Origin of the sequence: Herbaspirillum seropedicae (assembly GCF_001040945.1) — a bacterium.
GTDB lineage: Bacteria > Pseudomonadota > Gammaproteobacteria > Burkholderiales > Burkholderiaceae_D > Herbaspirillum > Herbaspirillum seropedicae.
In genome coordinates, this window is sequence record NZ_CP011930.1 from 1,883,388 (window position 1) to 1,898,621 (window position 15,234).

Annotated in this window: 14 protein-coding genes; 13 read left to right on the forward strand and 1 reads right to left on the reverse strand. The window is 62.6% G+C overall.

Annotation, left to right across the window (positions count from 1 at the left end):
- Positions 1–7: 7 nt before the first annotated feature.
- From ACP92_RS08235 to ACP92_RS08290, 13 genes are all read left to right on the forward strand, one after another.
- Entirely contained in the window at positions 8–1,129 is a 1,122-nt protein-coding gene (locus tag ACP92_RS08235; protein WP_013233675.1) for a branched-chain amino acid ABC transporter substrate-binding protein, read from the forward strand.
- 98 nt (positions 1,130–1,227) lie between these two features.
- Positions 1,228–2,154 (forward strand): high-affinity branched-chain amino acid ABC transporter permease LivH, encoded by a 927-nt coding sequence (gene livH / locus ACP92_RS08240; protein WP_013233676.1) that lies wholly within the window; start codon positions 1,228–1,230, stop codon positions 2,152–2,154.
- 52 nt (positions 2,155–2,206) lie between these two features.
- The gene (locus ACP92_RS08245; protein WP_013233677.1) at positions 2,207–3,433 is read left to right on the forward strand and encodes a high-affinity branched-chain amino acid ABC transporter permease LivM; all 1,227 of its coding nucleotides are present in this window, start codon (positions 2,207–2,209) and stop codon (positions 3,431–3,433) included.
- On the forward strand, positions 3,430–4,206 hold the full coding sequence (livG, locus tag ACP92_RS08250) for a high-affinity branched-chain amino acid ABC transporter ATP-binding protein LivG (protein WP_013233678.1): 777 nt from the start codon (positions 3,430–3,432) through the stop codon (positions 4,204–4,206). Before ACP92_RS08245 ends, livG begins: the two co-directional genes overlap by 4 nt.
- On the forward strand, positions 4,206–4,910 hold the full coding sequence (locus tag ACP92_RS08255) for an ABC transporter ATP-binding protein (RefSeq protein WP_041310469.1): 705 nt from the start codon (positions 4,206–4,208) through the stop codon (positions 4,908–4,910). Before livG ends, ACP92_RS08255 begins: the two co-directional genes overlap by 1 nt.
- A gap of 227 nt (positions 4,911–5,137) precedes the next feature.
- The gene (locus tag ACP92_RS08260; protein WP_013233680.1) at positions 5,138–7,285 is read left to right on the forward strand and encodes a T6SS effector phospholipase Tle3 domain-containing protein; all 2,148 of its coding nucleotides are present in this window, start codon (positions 5,138–5,140) and stop codon (positions 7,283–7,285) included.
- On the forward strand, positions 7,282–8,775 hold the full coding sequence (locus tag ACP92_RS08265) for a hypothetical protein (protein ID WP_013233681.1): 1,494 nt from the start codon (positions 7,282–7,284) through the stop codon (positions 8,773–8,775). Before ACP92_RS08260 ends, ACP92_RS08265 begins: the two co-directional genes overlap by 4 nt.
- Before the next feature lie 22 nt (positions 8,776–8,797).
- A complete protein-coding gene (locus tag ACP92_RS24235) occupies positions 8,798–8,980 on the forward strand; it encodes a hypothetical protein (RefSeq protein ID WP_414091946.1) in 183 nt (60 codons plus the stop codon).
- Positions 8,981–9,201: 221 nt separating this feature from the next.
- Positions 9,202–9,705 (forward strand): sorbitol dehydrogenase family protein, encoded by a 504-nt coding sequence (locus tag ACP92_RS08270; protein WP_013233683.1) that lies wholly within the window; start codon positions 9,202–9,204, stop codon positions 9,703–9,705.
- An 18-nt stretch (positions 9,706–9,723) separates the two neighbouring features.
- Positions 9,724–11,328, forward strand: a complete 1,605-nt coding sequence (locus ACP92_RS08275) for a GMC family oxidoreductase (RefSeq protein ID WP_013233684.1) — start codon at positions 9,724–9,726, stop codon at positions 11,326–11,328.
- Positions 11,321–12,682, forward strand: a complete 1,362-nt coding sequence (locus ACP92_RS08280) for a cytochrome c (protein ID WP_013233685.1) — start codon at positions 11,321–11,323, stop codon at positions 12,680–12,682. Before ACP92_RS08275 ends, ACP92_RS08280 begins: the two co-directional genes overlap by 8 nt.
- Positions 12,683–12,850: 168 nt before the next feature.
- Positions 12,851–13,690 carry an ABC transporter substrate-binding protein gene (locus tag ACP92_RS08285; RefSeq protein WP_013233686.1) on the forward strand — a complete coding sequence of 280 codons (840 nt, stop codon included), beginning with the start codon at positions 12,851–12,853 and terminating at the stop codon, positions 13,688–13,690.
- Positions 13,691–13,834: 144 nt separating this feature from the next.
- Positions 13,835–14,614 (forward strand): hypothetical protein, encoded by a 780-nt coding sequence (locus ACP92_RS08290; RefSeq protein WP_013233687.1) that lies wholly within the window; start codon positions 13,835–13,837, stop codon positions 14,612–14,614.
- A gap of 166 nt (positions 14,615–14,780) precedes the next feature.
- Here ACP92_RS08290 and ACP92_RS08295 read toward each other — a convergent pair whose 3' ends face one another.
- On the reverse strand, positions 14,781–15,125 hold the full coding sequence (locus ACP92_RS08295; RefSeq protein WP_013233688.1) for a FlxA-like family protein: 345 nt from the start codon (positions 15,123–15,125) through the stop codon (positions 14,781–14,783).
- Between the last annotated feature and the right edge of the window lie 109 nt (positions 15,126–15,234).

Consider the following 15,234-nt stretch of genomic DNA (forward strand, 5'->3'; position numbering starts at 1 on the left):
AAACACGATGAAATTCGCAAGCCGTCTGACCAAGATCGCCCTGGCCGCCGCCACCTTCGCCGCCTTTGCTGGCGTGGCGCATGCCGAGACCGTCAAGATCGCGATCGCTGGCCCGATGACCGGCGCCGTCGCCCAGTACGGCGACATGGTCAAGGCCGGCGCCCTGACCGCCATCGAACAGATCAACGCTGCTGGCGGCGCCAACGGCAACAAGTTCGAAGCCGTGATGATGGACGACGCCTGCGAACCCAAGCAAGCCGTGGCCGTGGCCAACAAGATCGTCAGCCAGGGCATCAAGTACGTGATCGGTCACGTCTGCTCCGGCTCGACCATCCCGGCCTCCGACATCTATGAAAACGAAGGCGTGGTGATGATCACCCCCTCGGCCACCGCTCCGCAACTGACCGAAGCCAAGCCGCACAAGTTCATCTTCCGCACCATCGGCCGTGATGACCAGCAAGGTCCGGCCGCGGCCCGCTACGTCATCGAGAAGCTCAAGCCCAAGAAGGTGGCCGTGCTGCACGACAAGCAGTCCTACGGCCAGGGCGTGGCCAGCTCCGTGAAGGCGGCGCTGGATGCAGCCAAGGTGCCGGTGGTGGTGTTCGAAGGCATCAATGCCGGCGACAGCGACTACTCGGCCATTGTCACCAAGTTGAAGTCGCAGGGCGTGGACTTCGTCTACTTCGGCGGCTACCACCCGGAAATGGGCCTGATCATGCGCCAGGCGCGTGAGCAAGGCATCAAGGCCGTGTTCATGGGTCCGGAAGGCGTGGGCAACAAGGACATTACCGCCATCGCCGGCCCGGCCTCCGAAGGCATGCTGGTGACCCTGCCGGCCGACTTCGCCGCCGATCCGGCCAACGCTGCGCTGGTCAAGGCCTTCGCTGCCGCCAAGCGCGATCCCAACGGTCCGTTCCAGATGCCGGCCTACTCGGGCGTGAAGATCATCGCCGACGCCATCGCTGGCGCCAAGTCCACCGATCCGGAAAAGGTGGCGGCCTACATCCACGCCAACAGCTTCAAGACCCCGATCGGCAACGTCGAATACGACAAGAAGGGCGACCTGAAGTCGTTCAAGTTCGTCGTCTTCACCTGGCACAAGGACGCCAGCAAGACCGAGGCCAAGTGATTCGCACCGAATCGTTGGCATGACCGTCTGACCTGACGTCAACCACGAAATGCCCCATTGCAGTCCGGATGGGGCATTTCCACATCTGGTACCCCCTCATGAATGAATTGCTCCCTCAACTGACCCAGCAGCTCGTCAACGGGCTCTCGCTGGGCGCGATCTATGCCTTGATCGCCATCGGCTACACCATGGTCTACGGCATCATCGGCATGATCAACTTCGCCCATGGCGAGATCTACATGATCGCCTCCTACGTCGGCCTGGTGACCCTGACGGCCATCGGCGTGCAGTCGGGCTATCCCTTGCCGCTGCTGCTGGGCGGCGCGCTGATTGTCTCGGTGCTGGTCACGGGCCTGTACGGCTGGACCGTCGAGCGTGTGGCCTACCGCCCGCTGCGCGGCGGTCCGCGCCTGGTGCCGCTGATCTCGGCCATCGGCATGTCCATCTTCCTGCAGAACTATGTGCAGATCGGCCAGGGCGCACGCGACATGTCGGTGCCGGTGCTGATCTCGGGCGCGCTGGAATTCCAGATGGGCAGCGACTTCACCGTCACCATTCCCTACTCGCGCATGGTCATCGTGGGCGTGACGCTGGTGCTGATGGTGGCCTTGACGCTGTTCATCGCGCGCTCGCGCATGGGCCGCGCCTGCCGCGCCTGCGCCGAAGACATGGGCATGGCCAACCTCCTGGGCATCGATACCAACAAGGTGATTTCCTTCACCTTCGTCTTGGGCGCGATGCTGGCCGCTGTTGGCGGCGTGCTCATCGCCCTGACCATCGGCAAGCTCAATCCCTATATCGGCTTCATCGCTGGCATCAAGGCCTTTACGGCAGCGGTGCTGGGCGGGATCGGCAGCATTCCCGGCGCCATGCTGGGCGGTGTGCTGCTGGGCCTGGCCGAGACCTTCGCCGCAGGCTACCTGCCCTCGGAGTACAAGGACGTGGTGTCCTTTGGCCTCCTGGTGCTGATCCTGCTGTTCCGTCCCACGGGCTTGCTGGGCAAGCCGGACGTGGAAAAGGTCTGAGCGTGGCGGCACTGCGACGCAAGACGGACAACGAATTATTCAAGGAGGCGTGATGCCTGAGACTTTCAAGAATGCCGTGACGGCGGCCCTGGTGACTGCCGTATTGACCATCCCGCTGCTGGGCATGCAGTTGCAGCTGGAAGGTTACCGAGTGGTCCTCAATACCCACTGGACGCCGGTGCTGGTGGCGGTGCTGGCCGTGTTCCTGTTCCAGCTGGCCAAGCCGGTGCTGTCGCGTTCGAGCGCTGGCATCAAGCTGCCTGCTCTGCCGCGCATGCAGCCGCGCCAGCAGCGCGCCGCCGTGATGATCCTGTTGATGGCCGCGCTGGTGTGGCCCTTCTTCGGTTCGCGCGGCTATGTGGACGTGATGACCCTGGCGCTGATCTACGTGGTGCTGGGCCTGGGGCTGAACATCGTGGTGGGCTTTGCCGGCCTGCTGGACCTGGGCTATGTGGGCTTCTACGCCGTGGGCGCCTATACCTATGCACTGTGCAACCAGTATTTCGGCCTGACGTTCTGGGAATGCGTGCCCCTGGCTGCGGCGGCCTCGGCGCTGTTCGGCTTCCTGCTGGGTTTCCCGGTGCTGCGCCTGCGCGGCGACTACCTGGCCATCGTCACGCTGGGCTTCGGTGAAATCATCCGCCTGCTGCTCAACAACATGACCAGCATCACCGGCGGTCCCGATGGTGTGTCCGGCATTCCCAAGCCGACCGTGTTCGGGCTGGTGATGGCGCGTAATCCCGTGACCGAGGGCGGCACTACCTTCCACCAGTTGTTCGGCCTGTCCTACCAGGGCGGGCACATGGTGATCTTCCTGTACTTCCTGGCCTTGCTGATGGTGCTGTTCACCTACTTCGTCACCAGCCGCCTGCTGCGCATGCCCATGGGCCGCGCCTGGGAAGCGCTGCGCGAAGACGAGATCGCCTGCCGCTCGCTGGGCATCAACCCGACCAAGGTCAAGCTCTCCGCCTTTACGCTGGGCGCCGCCTTCGCCGGCCTGGCCGGTTCCTTCTTCGCCGCCCGCCAGGGTCTGGTGACGCCGGAATCCTTTACCTTCATCGAGTCCGCCCTGATCCTGGCCATCGTCGTGCTCGGCGGCATGGGCTCGCAGCTGGGCGTGATCCTGGCCGCCATCCTCCTGACCGTGCTGCCGGAACTGGCGCGCAGCTTTGCCGAGTACCGCATGCTCATCTTCGGTCTGGTGATGGTGCTGATGATGATGTGGCGTCCGCAAGGACTGCTCCCCGCAACCCGTCCGCACGTGGAGCTGCCGCAATGAATGCATCCGTGAAAACCATGCTGGAAGTGTCCAACCTGTCGATGCGCTTTGGCGGCCTCTTGGCCGTGGATGGCGTTTCCCTGGCCGTGCAGGAGCGCGAAGTCTTCGCCATCATCGGCCCCAACGGCGCCGGCAAGACCACCGTCTTCAACTGCATCAGCGGCTTCTACCGGCCGACCTCGGGCGAGATCATGCTCGATGGCGCCTCCATTGCCCGCCAGCCCAGCCACCAGGTGGCGCAGCAGGGCCTGGTGCGCACCTTCCAGAACATCCGCCTGTTCAAGTCCATGACCGTGGTGGAAAACCTGCTGGTGGCGCAACACCAGCAAGTCAACACCAACCTGCTGTCGGGTCTGCTGAAGACGCCGGCCTATCGCAAGTCCGAGCAAGAAGCGCTGCAGCGCGCCGCCTACTGGCTGGACCAGCTGGGCCTGACGGCGCTGGCCAACCGTGAGGCTGGCACCTTGTCGTATGGCCTGCAACGGCGCGTGGAAATCGCTCGCTGCATGATCACCAAGCCGCGCCTGTTGCTGCTGGATGAACCGGCGGCCGGCCTGAACCCGCAGGAAAAGCAGGAGCTGTCGCAACTGATCGACCGCCTGCGCCGCGAACACGGCGTGGCCGTGCTGCTGATCGAACACGACATGAGCCTCATCATGGGCATCTCCGACCGTATCCTGGTCATGGAGCATGGCAAGCCCATCGTCACCGGCACACCGGAACAGGTGCGCAGTGACGAGCGTGTGATCAAGGCCTACCTGGGAGAAGAATGATGCTGCAGTTTGACAAGGTGCATACCCACTATGGCGCCATCGAGGCGCTGCACGGCGTATCGCTGAATGTGGAGAAGGGCGAGATCGTCACGCTCATCGGCGCGAATGGCGCGGGCAAGACCACGCTGCTGATGACGCTGTGCGGCCGTCCGCGAGCCTCCAGTGGCCGGGTGATCTTCGAGGGCCAGGATATTACCCAGTTGCAGACCCACGAGATCATGCGCCGCGGCCTGGCGATTTCGCCGGAAGGCCGGCGCGTCTTTCCCAGCCTGACCGTGCTGGAAAACCTCAAGATGGGCGCCTTCTTTGCCAGCAATGAGGCCATCGAGCAGGGCATCGAGTATGTCTTCGGCCTGTTCCCGCGCCTGAAGGAACGGGCGGCCCAGCGCGCCGGCACCATGTCCGGCGGCGAGCAGCAGATGCTGGCCATCGGTCGCGCCCTGATGAGCAAGCCGCGCCTGCTGCTGCTCGATGAGCCCACCCTGGGCCTGGCTCCGCTGGTGATTGCGCAGATCTTCGACATCATCCGCACCATCCGCGAGAGCGGCGTGACGGTGTTCCTGGTCGAGCAGAACGCCAACAAGGCGCTGGGTGTGGCCGACCGTGGCTATGTGCTGGAAAACGGACATGTGGTCATGTCCGATACGGGCGCCAACCTGCTGGCTAACAGCGACGTGCGCAAGGCTTACCTCGGCCACGGCTGAGGCTGGAAATGCGAAGCTGACAGGACTCGGTAGGTAGGAGATGTAATGCCGTTCAGCTAACGCTGAACGGCATTTTTGTTTCACCGTGTGTCGTTCAAAAAGTCGAAAAACGGCGCAAGTGAGCTAGTCGCAAAGATGCAAATTGCTCCGTCTTTCTCGAAAGTCTGCTAAATCAGCGCGTCGGTTCATTGGATAGGATGTTTGGTTTTACAGCATCGCTTTTTTCCATGTCCAATCCCGCATCGATTTCTGCGACCAAGAAACCCGACCGTGTCGTCGGCGGCGGTGGTTTCACCTTGCTACCCGATCACAGCGAGGCGCGTTTCTATAAGACCTTGCCACTGCCAGGCGTGATCATCCTGGTGCATGGCGTCAATTCCGACGGCGAGTGGTACGACAGCACCGAAGAGGGGCTGTGCGAAGGACTCAACGACAGGCTGGCCAGACAGCCGGAACAGATGGCCTTCAGCGGCCCGACCTCCGGTCGCTTGATGGCGGCAAAGTACACGCCGGAATTGACCAGTGAAGGCTTCCTGGCCCCCATGCGTAGTGCTAGCAATTTCCTCGCACCGCAGCCCCATTGGTCGCCGGTGATCCGCTTCCGCTGGGGCTACAAGGCCAGTAAGAAAGACCTGCGGCTCTATGGTCCCAATGTCTGGCTCAACGAACAGGATTACTGGGGCGGCGGCCCCTTTGCCAACGGGTGTTCCGCCGTCGCCGATCTCTGGAGCGAGGGGCTCAACGATCGCCTGTTCCTCTGGCTCACGGCCCAGCATCTCAACCCGGTACCGGGACGCGACGTCTACACCTGCCCGCACCGGGCCTACTATGTCCACGCCGCCTTGCGCCTGGCGCGCCTGATCAAGTCGATTCGCGAGCGCCAGCAGGATTGCCCGGTCACCGTGATGTGCCACAGCCAGGGCAACATGGTGGGCCTGGCCGCAGCATTCCTGGCAGATCGGCTGGGTGTTCAGGCCGATAGCTACCTGCTGTGCAATCCTCCCCTGAGCCTGGTCCCGGACAACATGATGGAAAGCTGGGTCCAGCGCGGCAGCCGCGACGCCCGCGGTGCGGCAGGACGGCAGAGCAGCGCCGCACGCACCGAAACCCTCAAGAATTTTTTCACCCTGCTGCGCCAGCGTGCCGCCGCCGCCCATCCCGATGACCGTATCGACAAGGAGATGGCCAACGCCGCACCGCGTCAGGGGCAGCCTTTCACCTCTGCCGATGACCGCCAGCGCCATGGACTCAATGGCAATACCTTCGGTCGGGTGACGTTGTATTGCAATCCGCACGATCAGGTGATTTCCGCCAGTACGGTGCAAGGCATAGGCTGGCGCGGGATGAGTCAGGAGGAGATCCAGGCCACTCAGGGGGAGGGTGTGTTTGCGCAGCGGGTGTTTGCGCATGGGTATGCAGTAGGGCAGGCGCCGGGCCAATCCTATCGCTACTGGGAAGACCGCTGGAACAAGGACGCCGGCGCCGGCAAGGATGGCTTCTGGCATCCTCCGTCGCCCACCGCCCGCTATTCGATCCGCCAGGGCTTGACTTCCAATCAGGGCATCATCGGCAAGATCGCGACCGCATTAAGCACTCCGTTTCTGGCCCCGGTCGCCTTGCTCAAGGTATCAGTCAATGCCGACGCGCCCAAGCACTGGAGCATTCCTGTCAACGCTCCGGCGTTGCCAAATCCGTTCCTGCCCCGGGCCTATCGTTATGGGCAGCAAATGGACGGATTCGACGAAGGGCTCGACCCGTCCGGTAATGCCCGCGATGTCGCCAAGCGCGAGGAGCAAAAGCGGCCGGACGATCCCTATGACCAGCACTCCACGCGCACCAGCCAAGATGGCTCGGCCACTGATGCTCCCATGGGCGATGCTTCATCCGAAGCGCAATTGCGCTATGAGGACCGGGCCAGACTGCGCATGCAGGCCAGACGCACCGGGCTGGCTGACGCCGACGGCCAGGTGATCGGGGAGGACAAGCCGGATGAGGCCAGTGACAGCTACCGGCAGTGGCGCAATCAGCAGATCAGCCGGTTTCTCGTTGACGGAGTGGACCAGAACGCCACTGATCACTCCACGATCGTGACCAATCCGGAGCATGCGCGCAGGGCCGCTGCGTACGATGTGGCGGTGGGGGTATGCACGTTGAGTGAAGACGATCTCCATGAGTTGCGGGTGGAGGCTGATTGGAGGTATGTAGAGGAATCGGAGATCAACTCTTCAAATCAATATCTGGCCGAGTATTTCAAAACGGGCAGGATGAATGGCCAGCCCCTACATGAATGGATTGGAGCTGGAGAGGCCGCCAAGCCGGATACTGTGATTGATCAACGCGACTGGGCGGCGCCCGCTGTAGGGGGGGAGCCATGAAGTTCCTCGTTGCAACCCGAAGCCGTCGCGTTGCACTCTCCTTCTTCGCTGCGGCTATCGCTATGTTTCTAAACCTATTCTGGATGTATCACCTGGACCAAATTCATCCCCGCTTTTGGTCAACGGAGGAACTGATGTCAAGACTGTTGGGAATGCCCGCACTGCTCATGATCGCGGTACTGTCGCTAACTACTGCATGCTCGTGGTCCCCACTTCAGGGTGCGTCCGGCAAGAGCATGACGGGCCAGCCTGACGAGCCTGCCCGTCCCTTCAAGGCGCAAGTAGTGGGAGTGCAATGGCTCAATCCGTTGATGCGCCGAGACTATACGACGGAATGGCAATTGCTTTGGGTACTCGGGCTGGCCAAACCGAACAAGAACGATGATGAACTGAAGCGAGATCCCAAGGTGTTTTCTACAGTCCAACCGATCTCACCCATCAAGATAAATTGGAAAAGGACTGTGATGTATCCAGATGGCACGAGCGCTTTTCCCTACTATCTCGAACGCTATATGGAAAAGATCTTGCAGCCGATCGGTCGCCGCTACGCCATGCACGGAGGCTACTTCTACACGATTCAACCGCGAGACCGGAAGCGATGGCGCGAACTACACGGCATTCATATTGAATTTGCCATTCCCGAGACGCCGGTACTGCCGCCTGAACTAGCTGCCGAGATCATTCGCAAGACCATGAATGCCGAATTCGAGTTCTACGACGCAGAACTTTCCACCGGCAACATTCCCGCCGATGTAAGTATCACCACAGGCGGCGCCAGTGCCGGCTTCACGTCCCTGTCCGCCGCGCTGGACTACCTGCAGGCCAATCCGGAGAAGTCCGTCTGGGTCATGAACTGGGACTCCCCCCAGTTTCCGGATTATGGCCTGATGACGGAGAACTGCACCTTGCTGGTCCTGGCTGGTCCGCATTTCGACACGCAGCGGGAACCCCTGGCCTGGATCGCTCGTCCTGCAGTACGCCAGTTGGCCGATGGTGAAGTTCCCGAGGGGATGTCCCGCCGAGGCCATGCCTGGAATGCCGCCATCCGTTCCGCTGCCGACCAGGCCGAAGTCAAGCCCGCCGACATCGGCTACGTCATCCACGACGCCGGCCACGGCAATGACACCAGCGGCAAACGCATCGGCACGCTAGGTGAGGCGTTGACCTTGACCATGCCCGAGCTGGACTTCGTGCAGCAGACCTTCAACACGCCCAAGCTACTGGGTGACATGCGTGCGGGCACGGCGGTGACCAACCTGGCCCTGGCGATTGCCTGGAGCCACCAGAAAGGCAAGCCCGTGCTGGTGGCAGGCACTACAGAAGAAGACAAAGCGACAGCCGTAGTGGTGACGCCGCCTTCGCGTGCGCGGGTCTTCAACCCGGACAAGGACTGGTTCCGGGCGCGCGGTGAGGGTAACGCCTATCTGCCTTGGTGGGGATTGCGCAGGAAGGTGGATTGGGCAACGGTGTGGCAGGGGTTCTCGGATTAAGGTTGGAATGGGATTGTCGGCTGTGCGGTTCAGGCCCATCGGTCTTGCCCTGTGGAGCAAGCCGCGTCTACCGCCGGATGAACCAACGCTGGGTGTGGTCGACCGTGGCTATGTACTGGAAAACGGACATGTGGTCATATCCGATACGGGCGCCAACCTGCTGGCTAACAGCGACGTGCGCAAGGCTTACCTCGGCCACGGCTGAGCACAGAGGAATCTTCGGGACGCAAGTCCTGCGCCACGGCCTGGTCATGCAAGTGACCGGGCCGTGTTGTTTTCAGATGGGCTTCCAGGAAGCGCAAGCGCGGCCGCACAAGCTCTGCTGCAGATCAATGCGAAAGTGCGTAGAATGTGCGCCCATCCTGGCCCCGGCGCGACGGCGCGGTACGCTCTGCGTACCTGCGGGCCATTTTCCTGGAAGACATAATGACGCACACCTCACGCCGCCGGGTACTCAAAGTGGTGGGCCTGATGACGGGGGCAAGTGCCGCCGGCCTGTTCGGGGCCCTGCCAAGACTGGTCACCGCGCAAAACAATGCGACGACGGCCCCGCTGGATGATTTCATTCAGGTTTCCCAACAACTGACTGAACGCAAGGATCTGAGCCCCAGGCTGGGCGCGGCCTTGCTGCTGGCCCTGGGCAAGACCGAGAAAGACCTGGCCAGTCGCCTGCCAGCCCTCAAAGGGCTGCTGCAAGCCCAGCCGGCGCTGCTGCAGGCTGAGCGCCTGGCCTTTCCCGCCGAGCATGGCGACAGCGAAAAGCTGGCCCGGGTGATCCTGGGCGCCTGGTACGAGGGCGTGGTGGGCAAGGGCAAGCAAGCCCAGTATGTCACCTACCTCAATACGCTCTCCAACACCCTGGTGAGCGGCAAGCTGGTGCCGCCCAGTTTTTCCTATGGCCCCTGTGGCAGCTGGTCGCGCCAGCCCTGATTTGCGAGAGCGACATCCATGAGTAATCTCAATTCCGCCGATGTGGTGGTGATCGGCGCCGGCGTGACCGGCGCCTTGCTGGCCACGCGCCTGGCCAAGACCGGCAAGTCGGTGCTGTTGCTGGAATCCGGTCCCCGCATGGGCCGTGACCAACTGGTAGAGCGCTTCCGCAGTTCGGCCTTCAAGTCCGACTTCATGGCGCCGTATCCGTATTCGCCGCTGGCGCCGCATCCGCGCTATACCCCCGAGCCCAATGGCTACCTGCAGCAGAAGGGGCCGCACGCCTTCAATGCCCAGTACATCCGCATGTTCGGCGGCACCAGCTGGCACTGGGCGGCGCAATTGTGGCGCTACGTGCCCAATGACTTCCGCCAGCACAGCCTCTATGGCGTGGGCAAGGATTGGCCCATCAGCTATGACGACCTGGAAGATTACTACTACCAGGCCGAGGTCATCGCCGGCGTCGGCGGTTCGCCCGAGAGTGGTTCGCCGCGCAAGCATCCCTTCCCCATGGAGCGGGTGCCGGCCTCCTGGCTGCAGCAACGCGTCACGGCTCGCCTGGCGCCGGAGTTCACGGTGCTGGACGACAGCACCGGTCGCAACAGCCGCAACTATGATGGCCGCCCGGCTTGCTGCGGCAACAACAATTGCATGCCGCTGTGTCCCATCGATGCGCAATACCATGGCGGACTGGCGGCCCAGCAGGCCGAAGACAGCGGCGTGAAGGTCATCACCGAGGCCGTGGTCTATCGCCTCGAGCATGATGAGAAGGGCCGCATCGCTGCCGCCCACTACTATGACTGGAACAAGGTCAGCCATCGCATCACGGCGCAGACCTTCGTGCTGGCGGCCAACGCCATCGAAACCCCCAAGCTGCTGCTCATGTCGATCAGCGACAGGTTCCCGCAGGGCATTGCCAATGCGCGCGACAACGTCGGCCGCAACCTGTGCGACCACCCGGCCATCGGCGTGAGCTTCGATGTGGATGAAGAAATCTGGCCGGGCCGTGGCCCGGTCAGTCCCTGTTCCATCGGCCAGTTCCGCGATGGCGACTTCCGCGCCGAGCACGCGCCATTCCGCATCGATATCTCCAATGCCTCCCAGGTCGCTGCGGTGACCAAGGAAGTGGTGGCCGAGGGCTATTTCGGCAAGCGCCTGGAAGAGCAGATCCTGTTCCGCGCGGCGCGTCGCCTGAGCATCAAGAATGCGCTGGAACAACTGCCGGACCGTAACAACCGCGTCACCCTGGGCGACAAGAAGGATGAACTCGGCCTGCCCGTGCCGGCCCTGTACTGGAACGTGGACGACTACGTCATCAAGGGAACCGAGCAGACCCGCGCCTGCTACGACGCCATCGCCGCCAAGCTGGGCGCGACCAATATCAAGCACAGCAAGAGCGGGGCCTTCTCCAATCGCCAGCACATCACCGGTACGCTCTCCATGGGCCTGGACCCGGCCACCAGCGTCACCGACGCCTGGGGCCGCGCGCATGACCACGAGAACCTCTTCATGGTCGGCACTGGCGTCATGCCCACCGTGGGCACCTGCAACGTCACCCTGACGGCGATGGCGCTGGCCTTGCGCACGGCCGACAAGATCATCGAGGAGAGCCGTCATGCGTAAGCCGTTCAAGCGCCTGCTGGCCCTGGTTGCCCTGCTGGGCGCGGCGGGCATGTCCCATCTGGCTCACGCAGCCGATGAGGGACAACTGATCAAGCGCGGCGAGTACCTGGCCATTGCCGGTGACTGCGCCGCCTGCCACAGCCAGAAAGGGCGTGCGCCTTTCAGCGGCGGCCATCCGATCAGCAGTCCCTTGGGGACGATCTACAGCACCAACATCACGCCCTCCAAGACCGCAGGCATCGGCAGCTACACCCGCGACCAGTTCGCCGCCGCCCTGCGCCAGGGCGTACGCGCCGATGGCAGCCAGCTCTATCCGGCCATGCCCTATACGGCCTATGCGCGCTTGAATGACGAGGATGTCACGGCGCTCTACACCTACTTCATGCAGGGCGTGGCCGCCGTGGACCAGGCGGCGCCGGCGACGGACTTGCCGTTCCCGTTCAACATCCGTCTGTCGATGAAGGCGTGGAACTGGCTGTTCCTGGACAAGAAACCGTTTGAGCCCGATCCCTCGCAATCGGCGCAGTGGAATCGCGGTGCGTATCTGGTGCAGGGCCTGGCCCATTGCAGCACCTGCCACACGCCGCGCAACTTCCTGATGGCCGAGCAACTGGAGCGCCGTCTGCAAGGCGGCTCGCTGGGTACCTGGTATGCGCCCGACATCACGCCCGCCGCCTTGCAGGCCAAGCCGGCATGGACGCGCGAGATGCTGGCCGACTACCTGGCCAGCGGCCACGCCGCCAACGGTGCGACGGCGGCCGGCCCGATGCTGGAAGCCATCGAGATGAGTTTCTCGCGCCTGCGCCGCGAAGACCTGGAGGCGATGGCCAGCTACCTGTTGCCACCGACGGCAGCGACCGCAGCACCGGCTGTCAACAAGCCGCCCGCCGGCCTGACGCCGGTGCAGGGGGACGACACGCCGCAGGCGCTGGCCGCGCTGAGCCCGGGAGCGCGCGTCTACATGAACAATTGCGCGTCCTGCCACAACACCGCCGGCCAGGGCCTGAACGGCCTGCCGCCACTGCAGTCGCACCCGGTGTTGCGCCAGCCCAATGGTGACAATGTGGTCATGGCCATCCTGGAAGGGGTATTGCCCGAGCATGGACAGGGCATGATCGGCTTTGCCCATACGCTCAACGACGAGCAGGTGGCTGCGGTCACCAACTACCTGTTGCAGGATATCGGCGGCAGCAAGGTCAGCGTGACCACCCAGCGGGTGGCGACGCTGCGCGCTGGCGGCGCGGCCTCGCCGCTGTTGTGGCTGGCCCGCGCAGGGATGGCGCTGGCGGGCCTGCTGGTGGCGCTGCTGGCGTGGGTCTTGTGGCGTCGGCGGCGCGCGCGCAGGGTGGCCTGATGGGGTCGCCTGGCCGTCACTGAGGGAATCTTGTTGGAGAAGCCGCCCGGTGCAAACCGGGCGGTTTTTTTCTGGCTGCTGATTTGTTGTTCACCTTGGCCATTCGTGACAGTAAGGATTGTTTCGGGCTATCCTCGCCACTCGACGAGGAAAAGCATGAAAAAGCGCATGAAAAAGATTTCGCAGTACATCAAACGCATGGGCAAGGGCAGCCTCCTGGTGGCCTGTGCCGCGCTTTTCCCTGGCCTGGCCCAAGCCGATCGCCTGGCCGAGATCCAGGCACGCGGCACCCTGGTCTGCGCGACGCTGGCCAATAACGAGCCGCTCGGTTTTCCTGATCCGCAGAGTCGCCAGGTGGTCGGTTTCGACGTGGACATGTGCGCCGCCGTGGCGCGCAGGCTGGGCGTGCAGATGGAGCAGAAGAGCGTGACAGTGGAAGGACGCTTGCCGGCCCTCATCGAGGGCCAGGCCGACCTGGTCTCGGCAGCGCTGGGCTATACCCGCGAGCGTGCGCGCCAGATCGACTTCACCGCCTCGCATTACCAGAATCCGATCAAGCTGATCGTGCAATCCGACTCCGGCCTGAACCTGATCTCAGACCTGGCTGACAAGCGCATCAGCGCCAATCGCAGCTCGACCCCGGAACAGGCAGTGCGCCGTGTGCTGCCCAAGGCCATGCTGCAGACCTTTGCCGATACGCCGCAGGCTTTCCTGGCGCTGGCCCAGGGCCGCGCCGACGGCCTGGCCATTTCCATGCCTTCGGGCATCCGTTTCGTCAATGAATCGGCTGGGCGCTTCAAGTTCGTCGAGGGGGCGCTGTCATGGGAGCCGACCGCGCTGGGCGTGAAGAAGGGCGAGCGCCGGCTGCGCGACGCCGTCAATGCGGCGCTGGCCGCGCTGGAAAAGGACGGGGAAATCGACGCCCTGTGGACCAAGTGGTTTGGTCCCAAGACCAAGTTCAATATTCCCCGCGACAAGAAGCTGACGCCGATTTCGGCGTTTCGCTAGGTGCTCTGGCGGGGGGCGATCATTCCGTGACCAAGGGGCGGGAATACCGTGCGCTTCCTTTGCAGAAATAAATTCGTTCTGTTCTTTTTCTTCCTGGCGTCATTGTCTGGTTGCCGGGATCGCCTGCCAGGAAGCGCAAAGGAAATGACCGCACCTGTTGAAATCCGCGTCAATCAATCGGGCGTGGACCTGGTAAAGAAGTACCCTGATCAGTTCGAAATAACGAAGTATCCGCAAGGGATCCAATTCTATGCCGCTGACTGGGGATCCGTCCCCAATGGAAGCGTAGTGCTTGCCACCAGCGCGCATAATGTCACGCTGCCCTATATCTTGAGTGCGACAGGCAATGACGATCCCAATTTTGCCTCCGAGAACATTATCAACTGGAACATCAATGCCGGCATCACAGAAGCGGACGTGATTGCGCATGACGATGCCAGGAAAAGATTCTTTGGCCTGTTGCAATCACTGCGTAATGCCGGTTGGGTGCGCGCGATCCGCTTGAGCGAACCTCGACTCAAAGGCAAGCAGGCCCTGGACTATCGCCAGAAAGAAAATCCCATCTATAGCCTCGATCCCGACTATGTCTTGTCGCTAGAGCAATGGATGACGCTCGATACCAGGGCTACATGGAGCCTGTACTCCGATCATGCCTACCTGGATGTCAGTATCACCCGTGATCCCAGCAAGACCGACGTGACCAAGCCGGGCGCCTACTTTGTCGAATACGCATTGAAATCGGACAATGAAAAATGGCGTTCCGTGGTTGGCCCCACCAAACGCTTGCACTGGAAGACCGAGTTGCCTGCCGTGCTGCCGCAACTTGCGAAGTCGCGCCAGGCCGCAGAGGAGACGCTGAAGAAAGAGAACATCACGATCGATGAGACCTACCGTGATCCTCCGCTTCCTGATCTCAGTCTTTGATGCGCAGGGCTCGGGACCGAGGTCCCGATGATGCAAAAAGCCTTGGCAGTGAACCGTCCCCCAACAGTTGGATGCCGATTCCAACGTTGGGGTGTTTTTCGTGGGGGGCAGGGCGAGCGGAGCTTGTTGATGCGCCCCAAGCAGGCTTAAGCCAGCGCAGACCGGTTCAAACCGACGGCGCCAGCGCCACGCCATGAGCGTGATGGTGCGCGGCGTGGGCGGCCATCGATAACGCCATGCTGAGATAGTTGTCGCTGCGCCTGCGCTGCTGCGCCTGCTGCTGTTCCAGGACGAACAATTGCTGGTAGAGATTGCGGATCTGCTGCTGCAGCAACTGACGCTGCTGCTTGCCATCCTTGTTGGCGGGGAAGCGCGCCAGCGACTGCGCCTGCTGTTGCAGGATCAGGATGCGATGGCTCAGTTGCGCGATCAGTTCGGCCGGATCGGGATCCAGTGTGTCGGTGCCTGCGGCTGCCGGGACAGCGTCTTGCCTTGCCTGAGCGACGTACATGCGGACTCCAGCCCCTGACGAGGCGCTAGTGAGATGGGATTGCCTGCATGTTTTACGGCAGCCTGGGGCAAAGCTTGAGCCGCAAAAGAAAAAAGGCGGAGCCGCCTTG